The sequence below is a fragment of the Variovorax sp. 679 genome, assembly GCF_003952185.1.
In the GTDB taxonomy this organism is placed as follows: Bacteria; Pseudomonadota; Gammaproteobacteria; order Burkholderiales; family Burkholderiaceae_C; genus Variovorax.
Map to the genome: position 1 here is coordinate 1 of NZ_RXFS01000017.1, position 19,724 is coordinate 19,724.

The 19,724-nt window shown below is 67.5% G+C and carries 15 protein-coding genes; 3 read left to right on the plus strand and 12 right to left on the minus strand.

The features are described from left to right. Positions 1–82 precede the first annotated feature (82 nt). The 6 genes from bcsQ to map form a co-directional block, all read right to left on the minus strand. Positions 83–895, minus strand: coding sequence for a cellulose biosynthesis protein BcsQ (gene bcsQ, locus EJO71_RS31135; protein WP_164546952.1), 813 nt, complete (start codon positions 893–895; stop codon positions 83–85). Positions 896–897: 2 nt separating this feature from the next. Beyond that, positions 898–1,332 carry a hypothetical protein gene (locus EJO71_RS31140; protein ID WP_125952582.1) on the minus strand — a complete coding sequence of 145 codons (435 nt, stop codon included), beginning with the start codon at positions 1,330–1,332 and terminating at the stop codon, positions 898–900. Then, entirely contained in the window at positions 1,329–1,796 is a 468-nt protein-coding gene (gene bcsD, locus EJO71_RS31145; protein ID WP_125952581.1) for a cellulose biosynthesis protein BcsD, read from the minus strand. Before bcsD ends, EJO71_RS31140 begins: the two co-directional genes overlap by 4 nt. Before the next feature lie 326 nt (positions 1,797–2,122). Beyond that, complete coding sequence (locus EJO71_RS31150) at positions 2,123–3,163, minus strand: sensor domain-containing diguanylate cyclase (RefSeq protein ID WP_125952580.1); 1,041 nt, start codon at positions 3,161–3,163, stop codon at positions 2,123–2,125. A 28-nt stretch (positions 3,164–3,191) separates the two neighbouring features. Beyond that, positions 3,192–5,798: a [protein-PII] uridylyltransferase gene (locus tag EJO71_RS31155; RefSeq protein ID WP_125952579.1), complete on the minus strand. Its 2,607-nt coding sequence runs from the start codon at positions 5,796–5,798 to the stop codon at positions 3,192–3,194. A gap of 23 nt (positions 5,799–5,821) precedes the next feature. Further along, positions 5,822–6,646, minus strand: coding sequence for a type I methionyl aminopeptidase (gene map / locus EJO71_RS31160; RefSeq protein ID WP_125952578.1), 825 nt, complete (start codon positions 6,644–6,646; stop codon positions 5,822–5,824). 156 nt (positions 6,647–6,802) lie between these two features. On the opposite strand from map, the gene purL reads away from it, so the two are divergent. Beyond that, the gene (purL, locus tag EJO71_RS31165; RefSeq protein WP_125952591.1) at positions 6,803–10,771 is read left to right on the plus strand and encodes a phosphoribosylformylglycinamidine synthase; all 3,969 of its coding nucleotides are present in this window, start codon (positions 6,803–6,805) and stop codon (positions 10,769–10,771) included. 104 nt (positions 10,772–10,875) lie between these two features. Here purL and EJO71_RS31170 read toward each other — a convergent pair whose 3' ends face one another. The 6 genes from EJO71_RS31170 to EJO71_RS31195 all read right to left on the minus strand — a co-directional run bounded on the left by EJO71_RS31170 (position 10,876) and on the right by EJO71_RS31195 (position 15,640). Beyond that, positions 10,876–11,661: a peptidylprolyl isomerase gene (locus EJO71_RS31170; protein WP_125952577.1), complete on the minus strand. Its 786-nt coding sequence runs from the start codon at positions 11,659–11,661 to the stop codon at positions 10,876–10,878. 139 nt (positions 11,662–11,800) lie between these two features. After that, positions 11,801–12,079: a BolA family protein gene (locus EJO71_RS31175; RefSeq protein ID WP_125952576.1), complete on the minus strand. Its 279-nt coding sequence runs from the start codon at positions 12,077–12,079 to the stop codon at positions 11,801–11,803. After that, complete coding sequence (locus EJO71_RS31180) at positions 12,076–12,618, minus strand: septation protein A (RefSeq protein ID WP_125952575.1); 543 nt, start codon at positions 12,616–12,618, stop codon at positions 12,076–12,078. The genes EJO71_RS31175 and EJO71_RS31180 overlap by 4 nt, the downstream gene beginning before the upstream one ends. A 20-nt stretch (positions 12,619–12,638) precedes the next feature. Further along, positions 12,639–13,049 (minus strand): peptide-methionine (R)-S-oxide reductase MsrB, encoded by a 411-nt coding sequence (msrB, locus tag EJO71_RS31185; protein WP_116268709.1) that lies wholly within the window; start codon positions 13,047–13,049, stop codon positions 12,639–12,641. Next, positions 13,046–14,527 (minus strand): protein adenylyltransferase SelO, encoded by a 1,482-nt coding sequence (locus tag EJO71_RS31190; protein ID WP_125952574.1) that lies wholly within the window; start codon positions 14,525–14,527, stop codon positions 13,046–13,048. Before EJO71_RS31190 ends, msrB begins: the two co-directional genes overlap by 4 nt. Before the next feature lie 75 nt (positions 14,528–14,602). Beyond that, a complete protein-coding gene (locus EJO71_RS31195; RefSeq protein ID WP_171022480.1) occupies positions 14,603–15,640 on the minus strand; it encodes an AraC family transcriptional regulator in 1,038 nt (345 codons plus the stop codon). 192 nt (positions 15,641–15,832) lie between these two features. On the opposite strand from EJO71_RS31195, the gene EJO71_RS31200 reads away from it, so the two are divergent. Both EJO71_RS31200 and EJO71_RS31205 read left to right on the plus strand, forming a co-directional pair. Beyond that, positions 15,833–17,665, plus strand: coding sequence for a carboxylesterase family protein (locus tag EJO71_RS31200; protein ID WP_240651578.1), 1,833 nt, complete (start codon positions 15,833–15,835; stop codon positions 17,663–17,665). A 79-nt stretch (positions 17,666–17,744) separates the two neighbouring features. Continuing rightward, positions 17,745–19,631, plus strand: coding sequence for a CocE/NonD family hydrolase (locus EJO71_RS31205; RefSeq protein WP_125952573.1), 1,887 nt, complete (start codon positions 17,745–17,747; stop codon positions 19,629–19,631). The last annotated feature ends 93 nt before the right edge of the window (positions 19,632–19,724 follow it).

The window sequence follows — 19,724 nt, forward strand, 5'->3', positions numbered from 1 at the left end:
AGGATGCGCACCGGCAGCAGGCGCAGGATGGCCGGGGCGGGCCGCGGCGCGGGTTGCTGCAAGGGGGCGGACGGGGCGCTTTTCATCGGTTCGGTTCCATGGTCCGCAGGGAGGGAAAGGCGGCGGCCTGCCGGGCGGTTTCGAAGCGTTCGAGCACGTGCTCGGCGCAGGAGGCGAGGTCCTCGGCGGCCTGGCTCATCGGCGCGTAGCGGTGCACGGGGGAGGCCGAGGCCAGCGCCTCGGGAACCGCCTGGTCCAGGTGGAGCATGCCCAGCAGCTCGGGCCGCAGCCGCTGGCGCAGCATCTCGAAGACGTCGTTGTTGAGCCGCTTGCCGGGGTCGACCTGGTTCACCACGTATCCGGTGCCGAGGTAGTCGGCACGCGGGCGGGCGTACTTGTCGATCATGCGTTCGACGAGCGGCAAGGTGGCGAACGAGCCGGCGTCCGCCAGCACGGTGACGATGCCGAAGTGGGCTGCGCGCAGCGCCTGCTGCAGGTAGACCGAGGCGCCGGGCGGGGTGTCGAGCAGCACCAGCGTGCCTTCGGGCAGCCCGAAGCGCTTCAGCGTCTCGGCCAGCCAGCCGGGGTTTCGGGCCAGTTGCTGCTCGAAAGCGATCTGGCGTTCGTCATCGACGTCGCCGAAGGGCAGCAGCATCACGCCGGCGCTGGCCTGGCGGATCGTGTGGGCCCACGGGATCAGCCCGGTGGCGGCCTCGACCAGGCCGCTGTCGCAGGCCTGCGGTTCGTCGGCGATGTGGAAGCGCAGGGCGTTCTGCGGATCGAGGTCGATGGCCAGCACCTGCCGGCCGCGCTGCGCGAGAGCGGTGCAGAGGTTGGCGGCAATCGTGGTCTTGCCTACGCCACCCTTGGAGGAAATGACCGGGATGACAACCATCGTCACGTCGGCCTTCGCCAGCGTGACAAGGGCCCCGGCGCTGCGGACGACGGCTGCGGGCCGGCGAGCCGCTCGAACAGTTGCTCGAGCGGCGTGGGCGGGAGGTCGGCGGCCGGCGTTGCGGCGGCCACCGATGGAGAAGGGGGGCGCAGCACGGGCTCGACGCGCGCCTGCGGCGCGGCGGCAGGCATCGCGAAGGGCACGGCCGGCGCGGGGCGGGGCTGCGCGTGCACGGACGGCGGAACCGGCGCGGGAGAGGGAGAAGGCGTTGCGGCGGCCGGCGGATGCGCGATCCGCTGGCCCGACAACAACGGCCACACGCGAGGCGTTTCGGTCTCGCCCCCGGGCGGCGCGAATTCCTTGTAGCCGAGCGAATTGCCGCCGAACTTCTGGAAGAGGCCGGCGATGTCTTCGGGCGCGCTGTCTTCCGCGCTCATGCGGCCACCCTCGACAACCGCAGGTCGACGCGGGGCTCGCCCTGTACGGCATCGACCTTCAGCGCCTGCACGCGCAACGACGCAGGCATTTGCTGCGAATCGAACCATGCCTGGTACACGCCTTCGAAGAAGCCCACGCTCCAGCCGGTGGCCTCGGGGCCGAAAGCCATGGCGATCGGGCTGCAGGCGTGGGTGATGGCGACGCCGTCAGACTGCTCGTTCAGGACGGTGAAGCCCCAGTCGATACGGTCCCAGCGCTCGTTGAACCGGTCTTGCAGTTCCCCGAGCGTGCGGCAAGGCGGGATGGGCAGGGCTTGCGCGAAATGACGGCCGACGCGGCTGAAGAGCTGCCGCAGGTCTTCAGGGGGTAACCCGGCGCTCAATTCGGCGGCCATGCCGCGATTGAATTCCAGCCACTGCGAACTGCATGATTTCCTCTCGAAATACGTCGGGTCCGTGTTCATGCCAAAGCATTTTCTGGGATTGATTAACTATTGACAACAAATGTGAACTAATTAGCGCGCGGTGGGTCGCGAACTGTATGAATCAGGGGACGAGGTGTTGCGGAGCGTCCGTGCCTTGCTGGCGAAAGCGCGTCGTTTCCGCAGCCGTGTACGGTGCGAAAAGACGATTGGATTCAACTCGCCGAACCAGATCGGCGATCTGGTTGTCCGCAGGGCCGGGCGGCGTCGGCAGCCGGCCGGGGGCTATGGCATAACGACGCGGATGGCGAGGTGCGGGCAGGCCGACCGCACGGCCGTTTCCGCTCGATCTCGCGTGCCAGCCAGGTTCAGTCCGACAGGGTCGCCCCGGCGTCGTGAATCATGTTGCGGCGGCTGTGCTTGACGGCGTACATGGCGACATCTGCCTGCCGCAAGGCTTCCTCGGCGGAAGTGGTGCGCGGATCGACGGCCACCACCCCGACGCTGGCGCCGGTGTAGTCGATCGTCATGTGCTTGAGCTGCAGTTCACCGATGGTGTTTTCCGCCAGGCGATCCGCCAGCGCCCGGGCCCCGGTGCGCGGAGATTCGCCCAGCGCGGGCCCGAGGCCGATCACCACGAACTCGTCGGAACCGAAGCGCGCCAGCATGTCGCTCGCGCGCACCGAGTTCGCAAGCTGCTTCGCCATGGCCGAGAGGAATTCGTCGCCGACCTCGTGGCCGTGCGCGTCGTTGATCTTCTTGAAGTCGTCCATGTCGACGAAACCGACCAGCACGCTCTGGCCGCTGCGCGCACCCTGCGCCAGCATGCGCTGCAGCGCGTCGACGAGTGCGCGGCGGTTGGGCAGGCCGGTGAGGGCGTCGGTCGCGGCATTCGTGGCGAGATCGGCGCTGGCTTTCCGGAGCTTCGCGGCGGTCAGCTCGCGCTCCACCTGCTGGCCGATCAGCCGCGCGAACAGGCGCAGCACCGGCTCCGCGATGGGCGGCAGCGGCGTCTGCCGCGCGCTGGCGGCGCACAGGGCGCCGTAGATCTCGCCGTCGTCGGTCTTCACCGGCGCGCTCGCGCAGGTCTGGATGCCCAGCTGATGGGCGGCCTGGGCGTCGCCCCAGCAGCCGCCGGCATCGTCGGTGTAGATGCGGTCTTCCTCGAGGGCGTGACGGCACAGCGTGTCGGTCCAGGGCACGTAGGCCCCCTCGGGAATGGCCAGCCCGTCACCGGCGTTGTGCGCGAAGAGGATGTGCTGGCGCCCCTTGTCCGGCTCGACGACCGCGAGGTAGGCCGATTCGAGGCCGGTTGCCGCCTCGAGCATTTCGAGCATCGGGCGTGCAAGGTCTTCCAGCGTCTTGGCCGAGGAGACCGAGTCGGATAGCTGTTCGATCAGGAATTCCATGGCCGACATTCTGAGGGCTCCGGAGGGTTCAGGAGGCCAGTGCTTCCATCAATTCGGTCTCGATGGCCAGTTGCGTCTTCTGTCCCTGGAGCTCGGGGCCGCTGATGAGGAAGGTGTCTTCCACCCGCTCGCCCAGCGTCGTGACCTTGGCGAGCTGCAGGTTCAGGTGATGGCGCGCCAGCACCCGGGCCACCGAATACAGCAGGCCGGCCCGGTCGCTGGCCGAGATGCTGAGCAGCCAGCGCTGCGCCTTGTCGTCCGGCAGCAGGCTGATGCGCGGCTTGATCGGGAAGCTGCGCACCCGGCGCGACACCCGGCCCATGCTGGGCGGGGGCAGGGCGCCGGCCTCGGTGAGCGTATGCGCCAGGCCCGACTCGACCATGCTGATCAGGTCGCGGTAGTGGTCCGGCAGGAAGGTAGTGACGACCTGGAAGGTGTCGAGCGCGTAGCCATTGCTCGTGGTGTGCACCTTGGCGTCCAGGATGCTGAACGACGCCTGGTCGAAATAGCCGCAGATGCGTGCGAACAGGTCGGGCTGGTCGGGCGTGTAGACCACCACCTGCAGGCCTTCGCCCACTGGCGACAGGTGCGCGCGCACGATGGGCTGCGCCTTCGGGTCGACCGGCACGTTCTTGGGCGGCACGAAGCGCGAGAGCTGCTTGGCGTGCCAGGCGATCTCGGTGGCGTCGTGGCGCATGAAGTAGCCCACGTCGAGCGTGTCCCACAGGGCCTTGTGCGCCTCGAAGCGCTGGGCGTGCAGGGCGAGCTGCACCAGCGCCTCGCGCTTGCGCGACTCGACCTCGGCGTCCGGGTCGGGCATGCGGCCGCCCAGCGCGCGCAGGGTGAAGCGGTACAGGTCCTCGAGCAGCTTGCCCTTCCAGGCATTCCACACGCGCGGCGAGGTGCCGCGGATGTCGGCCACGGTCAGCAGGTAGAGCGCGGTCAGGTAGCGCTCGTTGCCCACGCGCTTGGCGAAGGCGCCGATCACCTCGGGGTCGCTCAGGTCCTGCTTCTGGGCCACCTGGCTCATCACCAGGTGCTCGGCCACGAGGAATTCGATGAGCTTGGCGTCTTCGCGGGCGACGCCATGCTGCTTGCAGAAGCGCTGCACGTCGCGCGCGCCCAGCGTGGAATGGTCGCCGCCGCGGCCCTTGGCGATGTCGTGGAAGAGCGCCGCCACGTACAGGATCCAGGGCTTGTCCCAGCCGGCCGCGAGCTGCGAGCAGAACGGGTATTCGTGCGCATGCTCGGCAATGAAAAAGCGCCGCACGTTGCGCAGCACCATCAGGATGTGCTGGTCGACCGTGTAGACGTGGAACAGGTCGTGCTGCATCTGCCCCACGATGCTGCGGAACACCCGCAGGTAGCGCCCCAGCACGGAGGTCTGGTTCATCAGCCTGAAGGCATGCGTGATGCCGTAGGGCTGCAGCAGGATCCGCATGAAGGTCTCGTGGTTGACCGGGTCGTTGCGGAACTTGCTGTCCATCACGTGGCGAGCGTTGTACAGCGCGCGCAGCGTGCGCGCCGACAGGCCCTTCACGCCGATGGTCTTCTGGTAGAGAAGAAAGGTCTCGAGCACCGCGTGCGGCTCGTGCTCGTAGAGGTCGTCGCTGGCGATCTCGATCAGGCCGGCGCGCTCGAAGAAGCGCTCGTTGATGGGCGTGTGCTGCTCGTCGCTGGGCTGCAGGCGCTCGGAAATGTTCAGCAGCAGGATCTGGTTGAGCTGCGACACCGCCTTGGCGGCCCAGTAGTAGCGGCGCATCAGCGCCTCGCTCGACTTGCGCTGGGACTCGCTCTCGTAGCCGAAGCTGGCCGCCACGGCGGTCTGCAGGTCGAACACCAGGCGGTCTTCGCGCCGGTTTGCAATCACGTGCAGCCGCGCTCGGATGAGCGAGAGCAGAGCCTCGTTGCGCTTGATCTGCTGCGCCTCGAAGGAGGTCGCCAGGCCGTTCTTGGCCAGATCGTCCCAGCGGCTGCCGTAGCCGGCGGCCTTGGTCATCCAGAGGATGGTCTGCAGGTCGCGCAGGCCGCCCGGCGATTCCTTGCAGTTGGGCTCCAGCGCGTAGGGCGTGTTGTCGAACTTCTGGTGGCGGTGCCGCATCTCCTGCGACTTGGCCACGAAGAAGGCCTGCGGATCGATGGCGCGGGTGAAGCGGCGGCGGAAGGCGGTGAAGAGCTTCTTGTCGCCGGCGATCAGGCGCGCCTCGAGCAGCGAGGTCTGGACGGTGACGTCCTTCTCGGCCTCGGCCAGGCATTCTTCGACCGTGCGCACGCTGGAGCCGATCTCGAGGCCCGCGTCCCAGCAATGGCCGATGAAGGCCTCGATGCGGGCCGGCTCGACGCCGCCGGCTTCGCCCTCGGGCGGAAGCAGCAGCAGCACGTCGACGTCGGAATACGGGAACAGCTCGCCGCGCCCGAAGCCCCCCACGGCCGCCAGCGTGAGCGAATCACCGAAGCCGGCTTCGCGCCACAGGGTGCACAGCGTCTCGTCGGCCAGCGCCGAGAGCTGGCGCAGCACCGAGTGCACGCTGCGCGTGGGAGCGCGCGCGAAGCGCAGGGTGTCGAACAGCGCGAGCTTCTTCGCGCGATAGGCTTCGCGCAGCGTCGCCACGTCGATGTTGGCAGCTTCGATCACGGCAAGAGGGGCGCGTTGCCGCGTCAGGTCTTGGTGGCGGTGACGAAGGAGGGCAGCGGCGGGCTGCCTTCGGACAGCGTCAGCACCTCGTAGCCGGTCTCGGTGACGAGCACCGTGTGCTCCCACTGGGCCGACAGGGAGTGGTCGCGCGTGACGATGGTCCAGCCGTCGTACTGGCCGCCCTTGAAGTCTTCCTTCACGTCGCGCTTGCCGGCGTTGATCATCGGCTCGATGGTGAAGATCATGCCGGGCTTGAGTTCTTCCATGGTGCCCGGGCGGCCATAGTGCAGCACCTGGGGTTCTTCATGGAAGCGCTGGCCGACACCGTGGCCGCAGAACTCGCGCACCACCGAGAAGCCCTGGCCCTCGGCGAACTTCTGGATCGCGTGGCCCACGTCGCCCAGGTGAGCGCCGGGGCGCACCTGCAGGATGCCGTGCCACATGGCCTCGAAGGTGATGCTGCACAGGCGCTTGGCCGCGATGGAGGCGTCGCCGATCACGTACATGCGGCTGTTGTCGCCGAACCAGCCGTCCTTGATGACGGTCACGTCGACGTTCATGATGTCTCCCTTCTTCAGGGGCTTGTCATTGGGAATGCCGTGGCACACCACGTGGTTCACCGAGGTGCAGAGCGACTTCGGGAAGGGGACGCTGCTTGCGCCCATGTAGCCCACCGTGGCCGAGGTGGTGCCCTGCTTGACCATGTACTCGGCGGCGAGCCGGTCGACATCGTTGGTCGTGATGCCGGGCTTGATGAGGGGCGTGAGGTAGTCCAGCACCTCGGAGGCCAGTCGGCAGGCGACCCGCATGGCCTCGATGCCTGCAGCGTCTTTGTAGTTAATGCTCATGCCCCGAATTATCCCATTCGGCAAGCTAAAATTCCGGGTTAACGCGGATGACCCCAGTCAGCGGTCATCCGCCTCGATTCCTTGATTCCCAACGCGGCCCCCGAGGCCCCATCGACCGTGACGCAGCCCGCACCTCAAGCCCTTCCTGTCGTAACCATGTTCGAGGGCGGCAGCGCGCTCAGCGACTTCCGCGCAAGGCAGCTGCTGCCGAAGCTGCAGGCCATCGAGCCGCGCATCGAGGGCATTTCGGCCCGTTTCGTGCACCTCGTGGTGACCGATGCGGCGCTGGATGCCGCAGGCCGCGAGCGCTTCGCCGCACTGCTGACCTACGGCGAGCCCTTCGAGGCGCTGGCCAAGGCGGGCACCTCGGTGGTGGTCACCCCGCGCCTTGGTACCGTGTCGCCCTGGGCCTCCAAGGCCACCGACATTGCCCACAACTGCGGCCTGGCCCTGCGCCGGGTCGAGCGCGTCACCCAGTACCACCTGAAGCTCAAGGCCCCCCTGATCGGCAAGGCTCCTGTGCTGGAAGGCGACGCACTCGCCGCCGTTGCGGGCCCGTTGCACGACCGCATGACCGAATCGGTGCTGGCCACCGTCGAGCAGGCGGCCAGCCTGTTCAGCGAACTGCCGGCTCAGCCGATGGCGCAGGTCGACGTGCAGGCCGGCGGCCGCGCGGCCCTGGTAGCAGCCAACACCGGCTTCGGCCTGGCGCTGGCCGAGGACGAGATCGACTATCTCGTGGATGCCTTCACCCGCCTGGGCCGCAACCCCAGCGACGTCGAGCTCATGATGTTCGCGCAGGCCAACAGCGAGCACTGCCGCCACAAGATCTTCAACGCCGACTTCACCATCGACGGCAAGGCCCAGCCGCAGAGCCTGTTCTCGATGATCCGCCACACCGAGAAGCAGAACCCGCAGCACACGGTCATTGCCTATGCCGACAACGCCTCGGTGATGGAAGGCACGACCATCGAGCGCTTCGTTCCCGCCAGCGGCTCGCAGGGCTATCAAAAAGATAGCGCCCTGAGCCACGTGCTGATGAAGGTCGAGACGCACAACCATCCGACCGCCATTTCGCCGTTTCCGGGCGCTTCCACCGGCGCGGGCGGCGAGATCCGCGACGAAGGCGCCACCGGCCGTGGTTCCAAGCCCAAGGCGGGTCTGACCGGCTTCACCGTGTCGAAGCTGTGGCCCGAAGAGGGCAACTACGGCAAGCCCGAGCACATTGCCAGCCCGTTGCAGATCATGACCGAGGGTCCGCTGGGCGGCGCCGCGTTCAACAACGAATTCGGCCGTCCCAACCTGCTGGGCTACTTCCGCGAATACGAGCAGACGGTGGCGAGCGACCTCGACACCGTCCAGCGCGGCTACCACAAGCCCATCATGATCGCCGGCGGCCTCGGCAGCATCGACGCCACGCAGACCAAGAAGATCCGCTTTCCGGCGGGCTCGCTGCTGATCCAGCTCGGCGGCCCCGGCATGCGCATCGGCATGGGCGGCAGCGCCGCCAGCTCGATGGCCACCGGCGCCAACGCGGCCGAACTCGACTTCGACTCGGTGCAGCGCGGCAACCCCGAAATCGAGCGCCGCGCGCAGGAGGTCATCAACCATTGCTGGCAGCAGGGCGCGGCCAACCCGATTCTCGCGATCCACGACGTGGGCGCGGGCGGCCTGAGCAATGCCTTCCCCGAACTGACCAACGACGCCGGCCGCGGCGCGCGCTTCGACCTGCGCGCCGTGCCGCTCGAGGAGTCGGGCATGGCGCCGAAGGAAATCTGGTGCAACGAAAGCCAGGAGCGCTACGTGCTGGCCATCGCGCCCGAATCGCTGGAGCAGTTCAAGGCCTTCTGCGAGCGCGAGCGCTGCCCGTTCTCGGTGGTCGGCGTTGCCACCGAGGAGCGTCAGCTGCTGGTGGCCGACGAGGGCGCCGAAGTGCAGCCCGTCGACATGCCGATGGACGTGCTGCTCGGCAAGCCGCCGAAGATGCACCGCGATGTGAAGACCGTGGCCCGCATGTTCAAGCCGCTCGACCTGACCGGTGTCGACCTGCAGAAGGCCGCCATCGATGTGCTCGCCAATCCGACCGTGGCCTCGAAGCGTTTCCTCATCACCATCGGCGACCGCACCGTGGGCGGCCTGAGCCACCGCGACCAGATGGTCGGCCCGTGGCAAGTGCCGGTGGCCGACTGCGCAGTGACGCTGGCCGACTACAAGGGCTTCGCCGGCGAGGCCATGAGCATGGGCGAGCGCACGCCGCTGGCCGCACTCGATGCGCCGGCTTCGGGTCGCATGGCGGTGGCCGAGGCCATCACCAACCTGCTGGCGGCGCCCATCGAACTCTCGCGCGTCAAGCTGTCGGCCAACTGGATGGCCGCCTGCGGCGAGCCCGGCGAAGACGCCGCGCTGTACGAAACCGTCAAGGCCGTGGGCCTGGAGCTTTGCCCGGCGCTGGGCGTGTCGATTCCGGTCGGCAAGGATTCCTTGTCGATGCGCACGCAATGGAAGGACGGCACCGAAGCAAAGAAGGTCACCTCACCCGTGAGCCTGATCGTCAGCGCCTTCGCCACGCTGGCCGACGTGCGCGGCACGCTCACGCCGCAGCTCGACGCCGAAGAGCCCGACACCACGCTGGTGCTGATCGACCTGGGCCAGGGCAAGCACCGCATGGCCGGCAGCATCCTGGCGCAGACGCTCAACCAGAGCGGCGACACCGTGCCCGACCTCGACGACCCGGCGCAACTCGTCGCGCTGGTCAGTGCCGTGAACGCACTGCGCGCCGACGGCAAGATCCTCGCGATGCATGACCGCAGCGACGGCGGCCTGTTCGCAACCGCCTGCGAAATGGCCTTCGCCGGGCACGTTGGCGTGGCGCTGAACGTCGACATGCTCGTCACCGAAGGCGACGGCATTTCCGACAGCCGCATGGAGACCGGCGACGCCAAGAACTGGGCGCAGCAGGTCAGCGCGCGGCGCGAGGAGCTCACGCTCAAGGCCCTGTTCAACGAAGAGCTGGGCATGGTGCTGCAGGTGCGCACCGCCGAGCGCAACGACGTCATGCAGGTGCTGCGCGCCCATGGCCTCAGCACGCACAGCCACTTCGTCGGCAAGACGCGTCCCGCCAGCTCGCCGATGGATGCGGGCAAGGGCAAGATCGAAGTCTGGCGCGACGCCAAGGCCGTGTTCAGCGCCAGCCTGCACGACCTGCAGCAGGTGTGGGACTCGGTCAGCTGGAAGATCGCCCGCGAGCGTGACAACCCGGCCTGCGCCGATGCCGAGCACGCCGCTGCCGGCGATCCGGCCGATCCGGGCATGCACGTGTTCCTGCCGAACGCACAGCCCGCCGCTCCGTCCACCCTGCAGTCGCGTCCCAAGGTCGCGATCCTGCGAGAGCAAGGCGTGAACTCGCACGTCGAGATGGCGTACGCCTTCACCGAAGCCGGCTTCGAGGCCTTCGACGTGCACATGACCGACCTGCAGACGGGCAGGGCGGACCTCGCCAACTTCAAGGGCGTGGTCGCCTGCGGCGGCTTCAGCTACGGCGACACGCTGGGCGCCGGCATCGGCTGGGCGCGCAGCATCACCTTCAACCCGAAGCTGTCCGAGCAATTCAAGACCTTCTTCGGCCGCGCCGACACCTTCGGCCTGGGCGTATGCAACGGCTGCCAGATGTTCGCCGAGCTGGCCGACATCATTCCGGGCGCCGAAGCCTGGCCGCGCTTCACCACCAACCAGAGCGAGCGCTTCGAGGCGCGCCTGTCGATGGTCGAAGTGCTCGAATCGCCCAGCATCTTCTTCGCCGGCATGGCTGGCAGCCGATTGCCGATCGCGGTGGCGCACGGCGAGGGCTACGCCAACTTCAAGCACCGCGGCGACGCGACCAAGGCCATCGGCGCGATGCGCTTCGTGGACAACCACGGCAAGCCCACCGAGCAGTACCCGTTCAACCCGAACGGCAGCGCGGGCGGCCTGACCTCGGTCACCACGCCGGACGGCCGCTTCACGGCGGTGATGCCGCACCCGGAGCGCGTGTTCCGCAACATCCAGATGAGCTGGACCAGCGGCGACAGGAGCGAGCTGAGCCCCTGGATGCAGATCTGGCGCAACGCGCGCCACTGGGTGGGCTGACGCCCGGCCCCGATCGTTCGCGAAGCCGGCAACGCTTGGCGAACGCGAACGGACAGCAATAAAAAAAGCGGCCTCGAGGGCCGCTTTTCTTTTGCTCGGATCGATTACTCGACCTTCGCCTTCGCGCGCAGGTCTTCCTGGTACTTCTGCAGGCGCTGCTGCTGCAGTTGCTGCGTGATCTGCGGCTTCACTTCTTCCAGCTTCGGCAGTTGAGCCTGGCGGATGTCGTCGACGCGGATGATGTGCCAGCCGAACTGGGTCTTGATCGGGGCGGGGGTGGTCTCGCCCTTCTTGAGCTTGATCATCGCTTCCGAGAACTCGGGCACGAAGCTCGCGGGATTGGCCCAGTCGAGGTCGCCGCCGTTGGCGCCCGAACCCGGGTCCTTGCTCTGCTTCTTGGCGATGTCTTCGAACTTGGCGCCCTTCTTCAGGTCGGCCATGATCTTCTTGGCCTGGTCCTCGGTCTCGACCAGGATGTGGCGGGCCTTGTATTCCTTGCCGCCGTTGGCAGCGACGAACTTGTCGTACTCGGCCTTCACGTCGGCGTCCGAGACCGGATTGGTCTTGCGGTAGTTCTCGAACAGCGCGCGGATCAGGATGGCCTGGCGGGCAAGTTCGAGCTGGTTCTTGTAGTCCTCGCTGGCGTCCAGGCCCTGCTTCTGGGCTTCCTGCATGAACACTTCGCGAGCCACGATTTCCTCGCGCAGCTGGCCTTGCATTTCAGGCGTCACCGGACGGCCCGCGGCTGCCAGTTGCTGGGCCAGGACGTCCATGCGGGCCTTGGGCACCGGCTTGCCGTTCACGATGGCTGCGTTCTGCGCCAGAGCCGACATGGACGTGGCACCGAGCAGCACTGCGGCCGCGACGGCCTGCATGATGTGTTTTTTCATGGAATGAATATCGAGCTGGGAAGGAAATGCGCGTGTAGGAAAAGGCGCGGGGAAGAAAGCAGGAATTGGGAGGAAAAAAGAGAGGGAAGGGGAGCAGTGGCCGGTGCAAACGCGGCGTTCGGTCCGTTGGACGACTGACTCAGAGCACCTCGATGGCGATGGCGTGCAGACCCTGTGCGATGAAAACGTGGAGGGCATCATACACAAGCCGATGCCGCGCCACGCGGGGCTTCCCGTCGAACAGAGGGGATGCGATGCGCACGCGGAAATGGGTGCCGCGGCCTTCCGCGTTGGCTCCCGAATGGCCCGCGTGGGCGGCGCTCTCGTCGATCACTTCGAGCGCGGTCGGCGAAAGCGCCTCGCGCAGCGCGGCCTCGAGGCCGGCCACGGTGGGGAGTTGTGCGGTGTCCGTGCTCATGCTGTCGGCTTGTCTTCGTTCTTCAGGTGCGGCGCGATGTACAGGCCCTGAGCCACCAGGAAGACGATGGGGAACACATAGCCCCAGAGCTTGAAGTTGACCCAGGCCTCGGTCGTGAAGTACGCCGCCACGTAGCCGTTGACGATGGCCATGAACAGGCAATAGCCGATCCACGCCACGTTGAGCCGGCCCCAGATGCGGTCGGGCAGCTCGAGCTGCGAACCCAGCAGCATCTTCAGGAAGTTCTTCTTCAGCGCCCAGAGCGCCACGGCCAGCGCGACGGCCATCGCGCCGTACAGCACCGTCGGCTTCCACTTGATGAAGCGGTCGTCGTGCAGCGCCAGCGTGAGCGTGCCGAACAGCAGGATCAGCACCAGCGTGGCCTTCTGCATCGCCTGCAGCTTGCGTTCCATGGCATAGATGATGGCCATCTGCACCACGGTGGCGGCCATCAGCACGCCGGTGGCGGTGTAGATGTCGCCCATCTTGTAGGCGACGAAGAAAAGCAGGATCGGGAAGAAGTCGAGGAGCAGTTTCATTGAGCTGTCTGTTTGCTTGCTTATTTCTTCTGGAAGTCGAGCGATGCCGAGTTCATGCAGTAGCGCAGGCCGGTTTCGGTGGGGCCGTCGGGGAACACGTGGCCCAGGTGCGCGCCGCAATTGGCGCACACGTTCTCGGTGCGCACCATGCCGTGCGAACGGTCGACGATGTTTCGGATGGCGCCGGGCACGGCTTCTTCCGAGAAGCTGGGCCAGCCGCAGCCGGCGTCGAACTTGGTCGACGACTCGAACAGCTTGGCGCCGCAGCATACGCAGTGATACGTGCCGTCGTCCCAGTGCGCTTCGTACTTGCCGGTGAAGGGGCGCTCGGTGGCCGCGTGGCGCGTCACCTCGAAGGCCGCGGGCTCGGCGCCTTTTTCAGCGAGCAGGGCTTTCCATTCGGCGTCGGTTTTCTGTACGGGAGTGGTCATGATGAGCAGCTGATTTCGATCGTGGAAGCCCAGTCGGGCGGGAAGCCGGCATATGCGTCGGCACCGGGGTGTTCTTCAAATGGGGTTTGGAGCAGCGCAAGCAAGGTTGCCACACCCGAGTGGTCCTTTTGCTGACTTGCTTCGATGGCCTGCTGCCCGAGGTGGTTCCGCAGCACGAATTTGGGGTTGGAGCGGTGCATCAGGTTGGCGGCCCGGGCCCGGTCGACGGCCGCATGGTGCTCCGAAAAAGATAGCGCCCACGCATCGAAGCCCTCGCGGTCGAGGAACAGGTCGCGCACCGGCTCGACATTGCCGTCGGCCATGTAGTTCGAGAGCCGCCGCCAGAAGATCGTGTAGTCGACCTTGCCTGCGGCCAGCAGCTTGAGCGCGCCTTCGATCAGTGGCCGATCGCCTTCGGCCGCTTCGGCCAGGCCCAGCTTGGCGCGCATGCGGCCTTCGAACTCGTTCGGGAACACCGTCTTGTACGACTCCAGCGCGGCCACCGCGATCTCCTGGTCGCCGATCAGCGGCAGCAGCGCCTGCGCCAGGCAGAACAGGTTCCAGTAGGCGACGTTGGGCTGCTGGTTGAAGGCGTAGCGCCCGTTGGTGTCGCTGTGGTTGCAGATGTGGCGCGGATCGAAGCCGTCGAGGAACTGGAAGGGCCCGTAGTCGATGGTGAGCCCGAGGATGCTCATGTTGTCGGTGTTCATCACCCCGTGGCAGAAACCCACGGCCTGCCATTGGGCGAGCAGGGCGGCGGTGCGCTCGCTCACGGCTTCAAGGAAGGCAGCGTAGGCGTTGCCGTTGAAGCGGTCGGTAGTGCGGCACTCCGGGTAATAGCGGTCGATGACGTAGTCGGCCAGTGCGCGCAGCTCGTCTTCGCGCTGGTTGGCTGCGAAGTGCTCGAAGTGGCCGAAGCGCACGAAGCTCGGCGCCACGCGGGTGACGACGGCCGCGCTTTCCACCTCTTCGCGGTACACATGGGCGTCGGAGCCGGTCACGCACAGCGCGCGGGTGGTCGGGATGCCCAGGCCATGCATGGCCTCGCTGCAAAGGAATTCGCGGATGCTGGAGCGCAACACCGCGCGGCCGTCGCCGCCGCGCGAGTAGGGCGTGCGCCCCGCGCCCTTCAGTTGCACCTCGAACCCGCTCTCCGTCTCGCCGAGCATGATGGCGCGCCCGTCGCCGAGCTGGCCGGCCCACACGCCGAACTGGTGGCCGCTGTAGACCGTGGCGAAGGGGCTGGTGCCGGCAATGGGCAGGCTGCCTGTCAGGGCGGACAGCGTGGCCTGCGACGAATCCCAGCCGGGCGGCAGGCCCAGGTCGCGGGCGACGGATTCGCTGCGGCCCACCCAGTAAGGATCGGGCAGCGTCGTCGGCCGCAAATCGGTGAGAAAGGCCGGGCCCAGGGCATGGAAGCCGGGTTTCCAGCGCAGCCCCAGGTCCGCGACCCCGGTGTCTTCAGCAAGCAAGCTCATGCCCGGATTGTCCGGCACCGCGCGTAACCCCTTGCCGGACGGGCCATCGAGCCCGCTGCACGCGGGCCGCACGGCTCAGGCAGCCAGCGGCGCGGGGGCGTCCCAGATGCGCGCCCGGTACTGTGCCGGCGGCACCCCGAACCAGCGCTTGCAGGCGCGGAAGAAGTTGCTCGTGTCCACGAAGCCCAGCATGTCGGCCACGTCGGCGAGCGTGTGGCGGTCTTCGGCCAGGTACTCCTGCGCCAGCTCGCGGCGGGTGCGGTCGAGCAGCGACTGGAACGACACCGACTCCTCCTGCAGCCGCCGCTGCAGCGTGCGCTCGGCCAGCCCGAGGCCCGAGGCCACGTCCTGCCGGCGCGGCTCGCCATGCTGGAGCCTGCGCGCGATCTCGGCGCACACCAGGCTGCTGGTGGTGGTCTGGCCCAGCCGGGTCAGCTGATCGTCGAGCAGGTGTTCCTGCATCTCGCCCAGCGTCTCGTGGAAGGTGGGCAGCGGCAGGGCCATGTCGGCGGCCGAGAGCAGCAGGCGGTTGGCCGGCGCGTTGAAGCGCACCTCGCAGCCGAAGGCCTCGCGATGCGGCCGGTCGTCGGCAGGCGCGGGATAGACGAACTCCATGGCCAGCGGTTGCAGTTCGCGCCGCGCGAGCCAGCGGCATTGCATCAGCACGGTGAGCAGGGCGTATTCGACGCGTTGGCGCGGAATCGGCAGGCTGCCGCCGGTGTGCTTCATGACCATCCAGCACCCGCGGCGTTCGGGGTGCAGCGAGAAGGCGGTGGCGTCCGAGATCACGGCCATGTAGCGCGCCACGCGCTCGAGCGCCGCTTCTAGATTGGGGCTGCACGACATGGCATGGCCCACGGTGCCCAGCTTGCTGTGCGTGGCGGCCAGGTCGCGATGCAGGCCCAGCGTGGGCCTGCCGGCGCGGGCCACCGCGAGTTGCCACAGCACCGTGATCTCGTCGACCGGGATGCGCGCGTTCTGCCGGTGCAGCGAATCGGGGTCGAAGCCGGCGTCGCGCAGCAGCGAAGGCACGTCCAGCCCCTCGGCCTCGAACATCGAGAGCACGCCTTCGAGCCACGCGGCCGAGCTGGTGCGCAACTCGGGCTGGTGCATGCCGATGGCGCGGCGCTGAGGTCCGCGCTGGCGCAGCGGCATGGCGGCTCCTGAAGTCATTCGATTGGCTTCCTTGCGATAGCGATGAAAACGGCACCGGTTCCTAGAATTTTTTTCGTGCCCGGCGGCCCCGAAGTATGGGTGGCGGGCACCGGACAAGGAATTCCGATTAACCCGGTGTGGAGACAAAACATGAATACAGAGACAACCGCACAAGACCAGGGTGCGGCAGCAAGGACGGCAATGGCGAAGGCCGTTGCAACCGTGGTCGCGACGGCAGCCCTCGCGGCCTTATCGGCTTGCGGCGGCGGGTCTTCCGGTTCGCCCGGCTTCGGCTTCCTGCCGAGCGCGCCACCACCGGCTCCCGCCCCTCCAGCCGCGCCGCCAGCCGACGGTCCGATGGTCCGCCAGACCACGGCCGGCAAGGTCGAGGGCGTGGACGACAGCGCCAGGTCGGGCTCCTGGTTCTGGAAAGGCATTCCGTTCGCCAAACCGCCGGTCGGCGCATTGCGCTGGCGCGCGCCAGCGGCGCCCGAGCCCTGGAGCGGCATCCGCCAGGCCACGAAATTCGGCAACGCCTGCCTGCAGATCGGCCGCATCTTCAGCCCCGGCGCCAACAACACCTACGACGAGACCATCGGCACCATGCTGGGCAAGCCGAGCGGCAGCGAGGACTGCCTGTTCGTCAACGTCTGGCGCCCCGCCACGACGGAGAAGAACCTGCCGGTGCTGCTCTTCATCCATGGCGGCAGCAACATCTCGGGCTACACGGCCGATCCGCTGTACGACGGCGCCACGCTGGCCAAGACCGCCAACGCGGTGGTCATCACCGCCAGCTACCGGCTGGGCATCCTGGGCTTCCTGAACATGCCGCAGTTGCGCCCGGGCGGCACGGAGGGCGACGACTCGGGCAACTTCGCGCTGCTCGACAACGTGGCGGCGCTGCGCTTCATCCGCGACAACGTGGCCAACTTCGGCGGAGACCCGGGCAACGTCACGCTGTCGGGCGAGTCGGCCGGTGCCACCAACCTGCTGTCGGTGATGACCTCGCCGATGGCCAAGGGCCTGTTCCACAAGGCCTTCGAGATGAGCGGCGGCATCTCGCTCGCCACCAACCTGCCGCCGGGCACGCTGCCTTCGCTGTCGCCGGCCTCGGCCTCGCTTGCGCAGGGGCAGGCCATCCTCGCGAAGCTGCTCGTCGCCGACGGCACCGCAGCCGACGCGACTGCGGCCCAGGCCTACATCGCCGGCCGCACGCCGGCGCAGATCGCCGAGTACCTGCGCGCGCAGGACGGCGGGAAGATGCTGACCACGGTGGTTGCCGCCGGTCTCGGCGCGGTCGGGCCCATTCCCGACGGCACGGTGATTCCGACCGACCCCATCGGCGCCATCGCGGCCGACAAGTACGTGAAGGTGCCGATGCTCGCGGGCAACACGCGCGACGAGGGCAAGCTCTTCGCGTCGCTGCTGGGGACCATCGGCTTCCCGAAGCCGGGCTGGATCGTCACCGATGCGCAGCGCTTCTCGATGATGTTCAACTTCGACCCCGATGCGCCGTCCACGCTCAAGGTGGAAGACATCATCGACCCGTTCTACCTTCCGGTAGACACGCCCGGCACCGGCTACAACGCGGCCACCGCGCTCATCACCAAGGGCCTCTTCGAGGCCAACCGCGACAACCTGCTCAACACGTTGAAGACGCGCCAGTCCAACGTCTGGCACTACCGCCTCGACTGGGCGCAAGAGGCCTCACCGTGGAACGACGTGTACGGCGCGGCGCACGCCTTCGACCTGCCTTTCGTGTTCGGCAACTTCGGCCCCTCGGTGGTGTCGAGCGTCATTCGCGGCAAGGCCAACGAGAAGGGGCGGCTGGCGCTGTCGAACGCCGTCATGGCCAGCGTGGGAGCCTTCATGCGCAAGGGCGATCCGAACACGCCCGAGCTCGGCGCGACCTGGGCGCCATGGCCCTCGGGGCTGTTGCTCGATGCCACGCCCACCGCCACGAAGATCACCGCGGCGCCCTGATACAGGGGATCGCCGTCCCGCCCCGAGACGCGCCTGGGCAACGCATGCCATCCACCAGAACGATAACGGAGACAACAACATGAGGATTTCCACAACCCCCCGCCGATGGCGCCTTGCCGCGTCGCTGCTTGCCACCGTGGCGGCCCTTGCGGCCTGCGGCGGCAGCGGTTCGTCGGGCAGTGGGTTCGCCTTCTTCCCGCCCGCCGCCGAAACACCGCCGGCGCAACCGCCGGCCACGCCCGAGACCGGTGTGGTCCGCAAGTGGGGCTACATCACGCTGCCGGACGGCAACAGGATGCGCTATTCGCTGCTGCTGCCCAACGGAGGCAAGGGCAGCTTTCCGCTGCTGGTCGAGTACGACGGCTACAGCTCGGGTTCGGCCCCGAACATCGGCCAGCTCTGGGTGACCGAGGGCTACGCGGTGATGGGCCTCAACGTGCCGGGCACCGGCTGCTCGACGGGCGAAGACCAGGTCTTCGACGCCTCCACCGGCGCGGCAGGCGCCTTCGCCCTCGAATGGGCCGGCAAGCAGCCCTGGTCGAACGGCAGGATCGGCATGGTCGGCTACTCGTATTCGGGCTACAACCAGCTGTGGGTGGCGGCGCACCGGCCCAAGGGCCTGCTGGCGATCACGCCCAGCAAGAACGTGACGGACCCGTACCGCGACGTGGGCTACCCGGGCGGCATCAAGAACATCGGTTTCCCCTCGCAGTGGTGGGGTGGCTTCCCGGCCACCTGGAACCGCGCCGCGGCCCTCGCCGCCAAGCTCGACGGCGACACGGAATGCGCGAAGACCGTGGCCGACAACATCGAGAAGATCAAGCGCCCCGATCTCGACCTGACCAAGTGGCTCGAGAACCCGTATGCCGACGGCCTCTACGTGAAGCGCAGCGCGTTCTACGAGACCGGCAAGATCGACATTCCCGCGCTGGGCACCCAGTCGTGGCAGGACGAGCAGATCGGCCCGCGCTCGGGCTACTACGAAGACACCATGGCACCCGGGAAGATGTGGCTCATCAGCTCCAACGGCGACCACCACACCAACGTCACCTCCGACTACATCGACGGCACGCTGAAGCGCTTTCTTGCCCATTTCGTGAAGGGCGAGGACAACGGCTTCGAGAAGGAGCCGCACGTGCGCCTGCTGCAGGAGATGCAGCAGACCGACCAGAAAGCGGTGAACGGCGCCGCGAAGCTGAAGCAGACGGCCGTGGCCGAGTTCGACCGCCTGCCGGTCAAGGTCAAGCCGATGCGCCTGTGGATGCAGCCGGGCGGCGTGCTCGGCGACGCGAAGCCGAACAGCGGCGCCGCTTCGTCCGACTACAGGTATCCGGCGAAGAGCCCGGTGGTGAACAACCCGGCCGCCGAAGGCTGGCAGGCAGTGGCCGACGCGGAAAAGGACGGCCAGCTCACCTTCACCACCGCCGCCTTGCCCGAGGACCTGAGCTTCTACGGGGAAGGCTCGGCCGATCTGTACCTGAGCGCCACCGCCGACAACACCGACCTGCAGGTCACCGTGTCCGAGGTGCGGCCCGACGGCAAGGAAATGTTCGTGCAGCGCGGATGGCTGCGCGCCTCCAGGCGCGCGCTCGACGACAGCCGCTCCACCGAACTGCGTCCCTTCGGCGACTTCACGCAACCGAAGGAATCGGCGCTGCTGCCGGGGCAGCCCAACCTGGTGCGCGTCGAGATCCAGAAGTTCGCCCATGTCTTCCGTGCCGGCTCCAGCATCCGCGTGACGGTGGACTCGCCCTCGCAGACCGGCTTCTGGCTGTTCGGCAACGACAAGACGCCTTCGACCAACACGCTGTGGCATCAGGCCGCCAATGCGTCGAGCATCGTGCTGGGGTACGTGCCGTATCCGCATGCCGCCGCGCTGCCGGACTGCGGCAAGACGCTGCGCCAGCCGTGCCGCACCAACGTGGTGACGGTGCCGGCGGGCACCGGTCCGAGGGCTCCCACTTGAGCCGCTTCGTTCAATCGTGCAGTGCGGGTTTGTGTCATTGTGGAAGTGGCCGAAGCTTGCGTGAATCCGTTGTCCGCTAGCTTTAGACAAGAA

Bases quoted from the DNA above. Each gene is read 5' to 3' on its own strand.
- bcsQ (WP_164546952.1), bottom strand. From the start codon at position 895: ATGGTTGTCATCCCGGTCATTTCCTCCAAGGGTGGCGTAGGCAAGACC.
- EJO71_RS31140 (WP_125952582.1), bottom strand. From the start codon at position 1,332: ATGAGCGCGGAAGACAGCGCGCCCGAAGACATCGCCGGCCTCTTCCAG.
- bcsD (WP_125952581.1), bottom strand. From the start codon at position 1,796: ATGAACACGGACCCGACGTATTTCGAGAGGAAATCATGCAGTTCGCAG.
- EJO71_RS31150 (WP_125952580.1), bottom strand. From the start codon at position 3,163: ATGGAATTCCTGATCGAACAGCTATCCGACTCGGTCTCCTCGGCCAAG.
- map (WP_125952578.1), bottom strand. From the start codon at position 6,646: ATGAGCATTAACTACAAAGACGCTGCAGGCATCGAGGCCATGCGGGTC.
- purL (WP_125952591.1), top strand. From the start codon at position 6,803: ATGTTCGAGGGCGGCAGCGCGCTCAGCGACTTCCGCGCAAGGCAGCTG.
- EJO71_RS31170 (WP_125952577.1), bottom strand. From the start codon at position 11,661: ATGAAAAAACACATCATGCAGGCCGTCGCGGCCGCAGTGCTGCTCGGT.
- EJO71_RS31175 (WP_125952576.1), bottom strand. From the start codon at position 12,079: ATGAGCACGGACACCGCACAACTCCCCACCGTGGCCGGCCTCGAGGCC.
- EJO71_RS31180 (WP_125952575.1), bottom strand. From the start codon at position 12,618: ATGAAACTGCTCCTCGACTTCTTCCCGATCCTGCTTTTCTTCGTCGCC.
- msrB (WP_116268709.1), bottom strand. From the start codon at position 13,049: ATGACCACTCCCGTACAGAAAACCGACGCCGAATGGAAAGCCCTGCTC.
- EJO71_RS31190 (WP_125952574.1), bottom strand. From the start codon at position 14,527: ATGAGCTTGCTTGCTGAAGACACCGGGGTCGCGGACCTGGGGCTGCGC.
- EJO71_RS31195 (WP_171022480.1), bottom strand. From the start codon at position 15,640: ATGCACCAGCCCGAGTTGCGCACCAGCTCGGCCGCGTGGCTCGAAGGC.
- EJO71_RS31200 (WP_240651578.1), top strand. From the start codon at position 15,833: ATGAATACAGAGACAACCGCACAAGACCAGGGTGCGGCAGCAAGGACG.
- EJO71_RS31205 (WP_125952573.1), top strand. From the start codon at position 17,745: ATGAGGATTTCCACAACCCCCCGCCGATGGCGCCTTGCCGCGTCGCTG.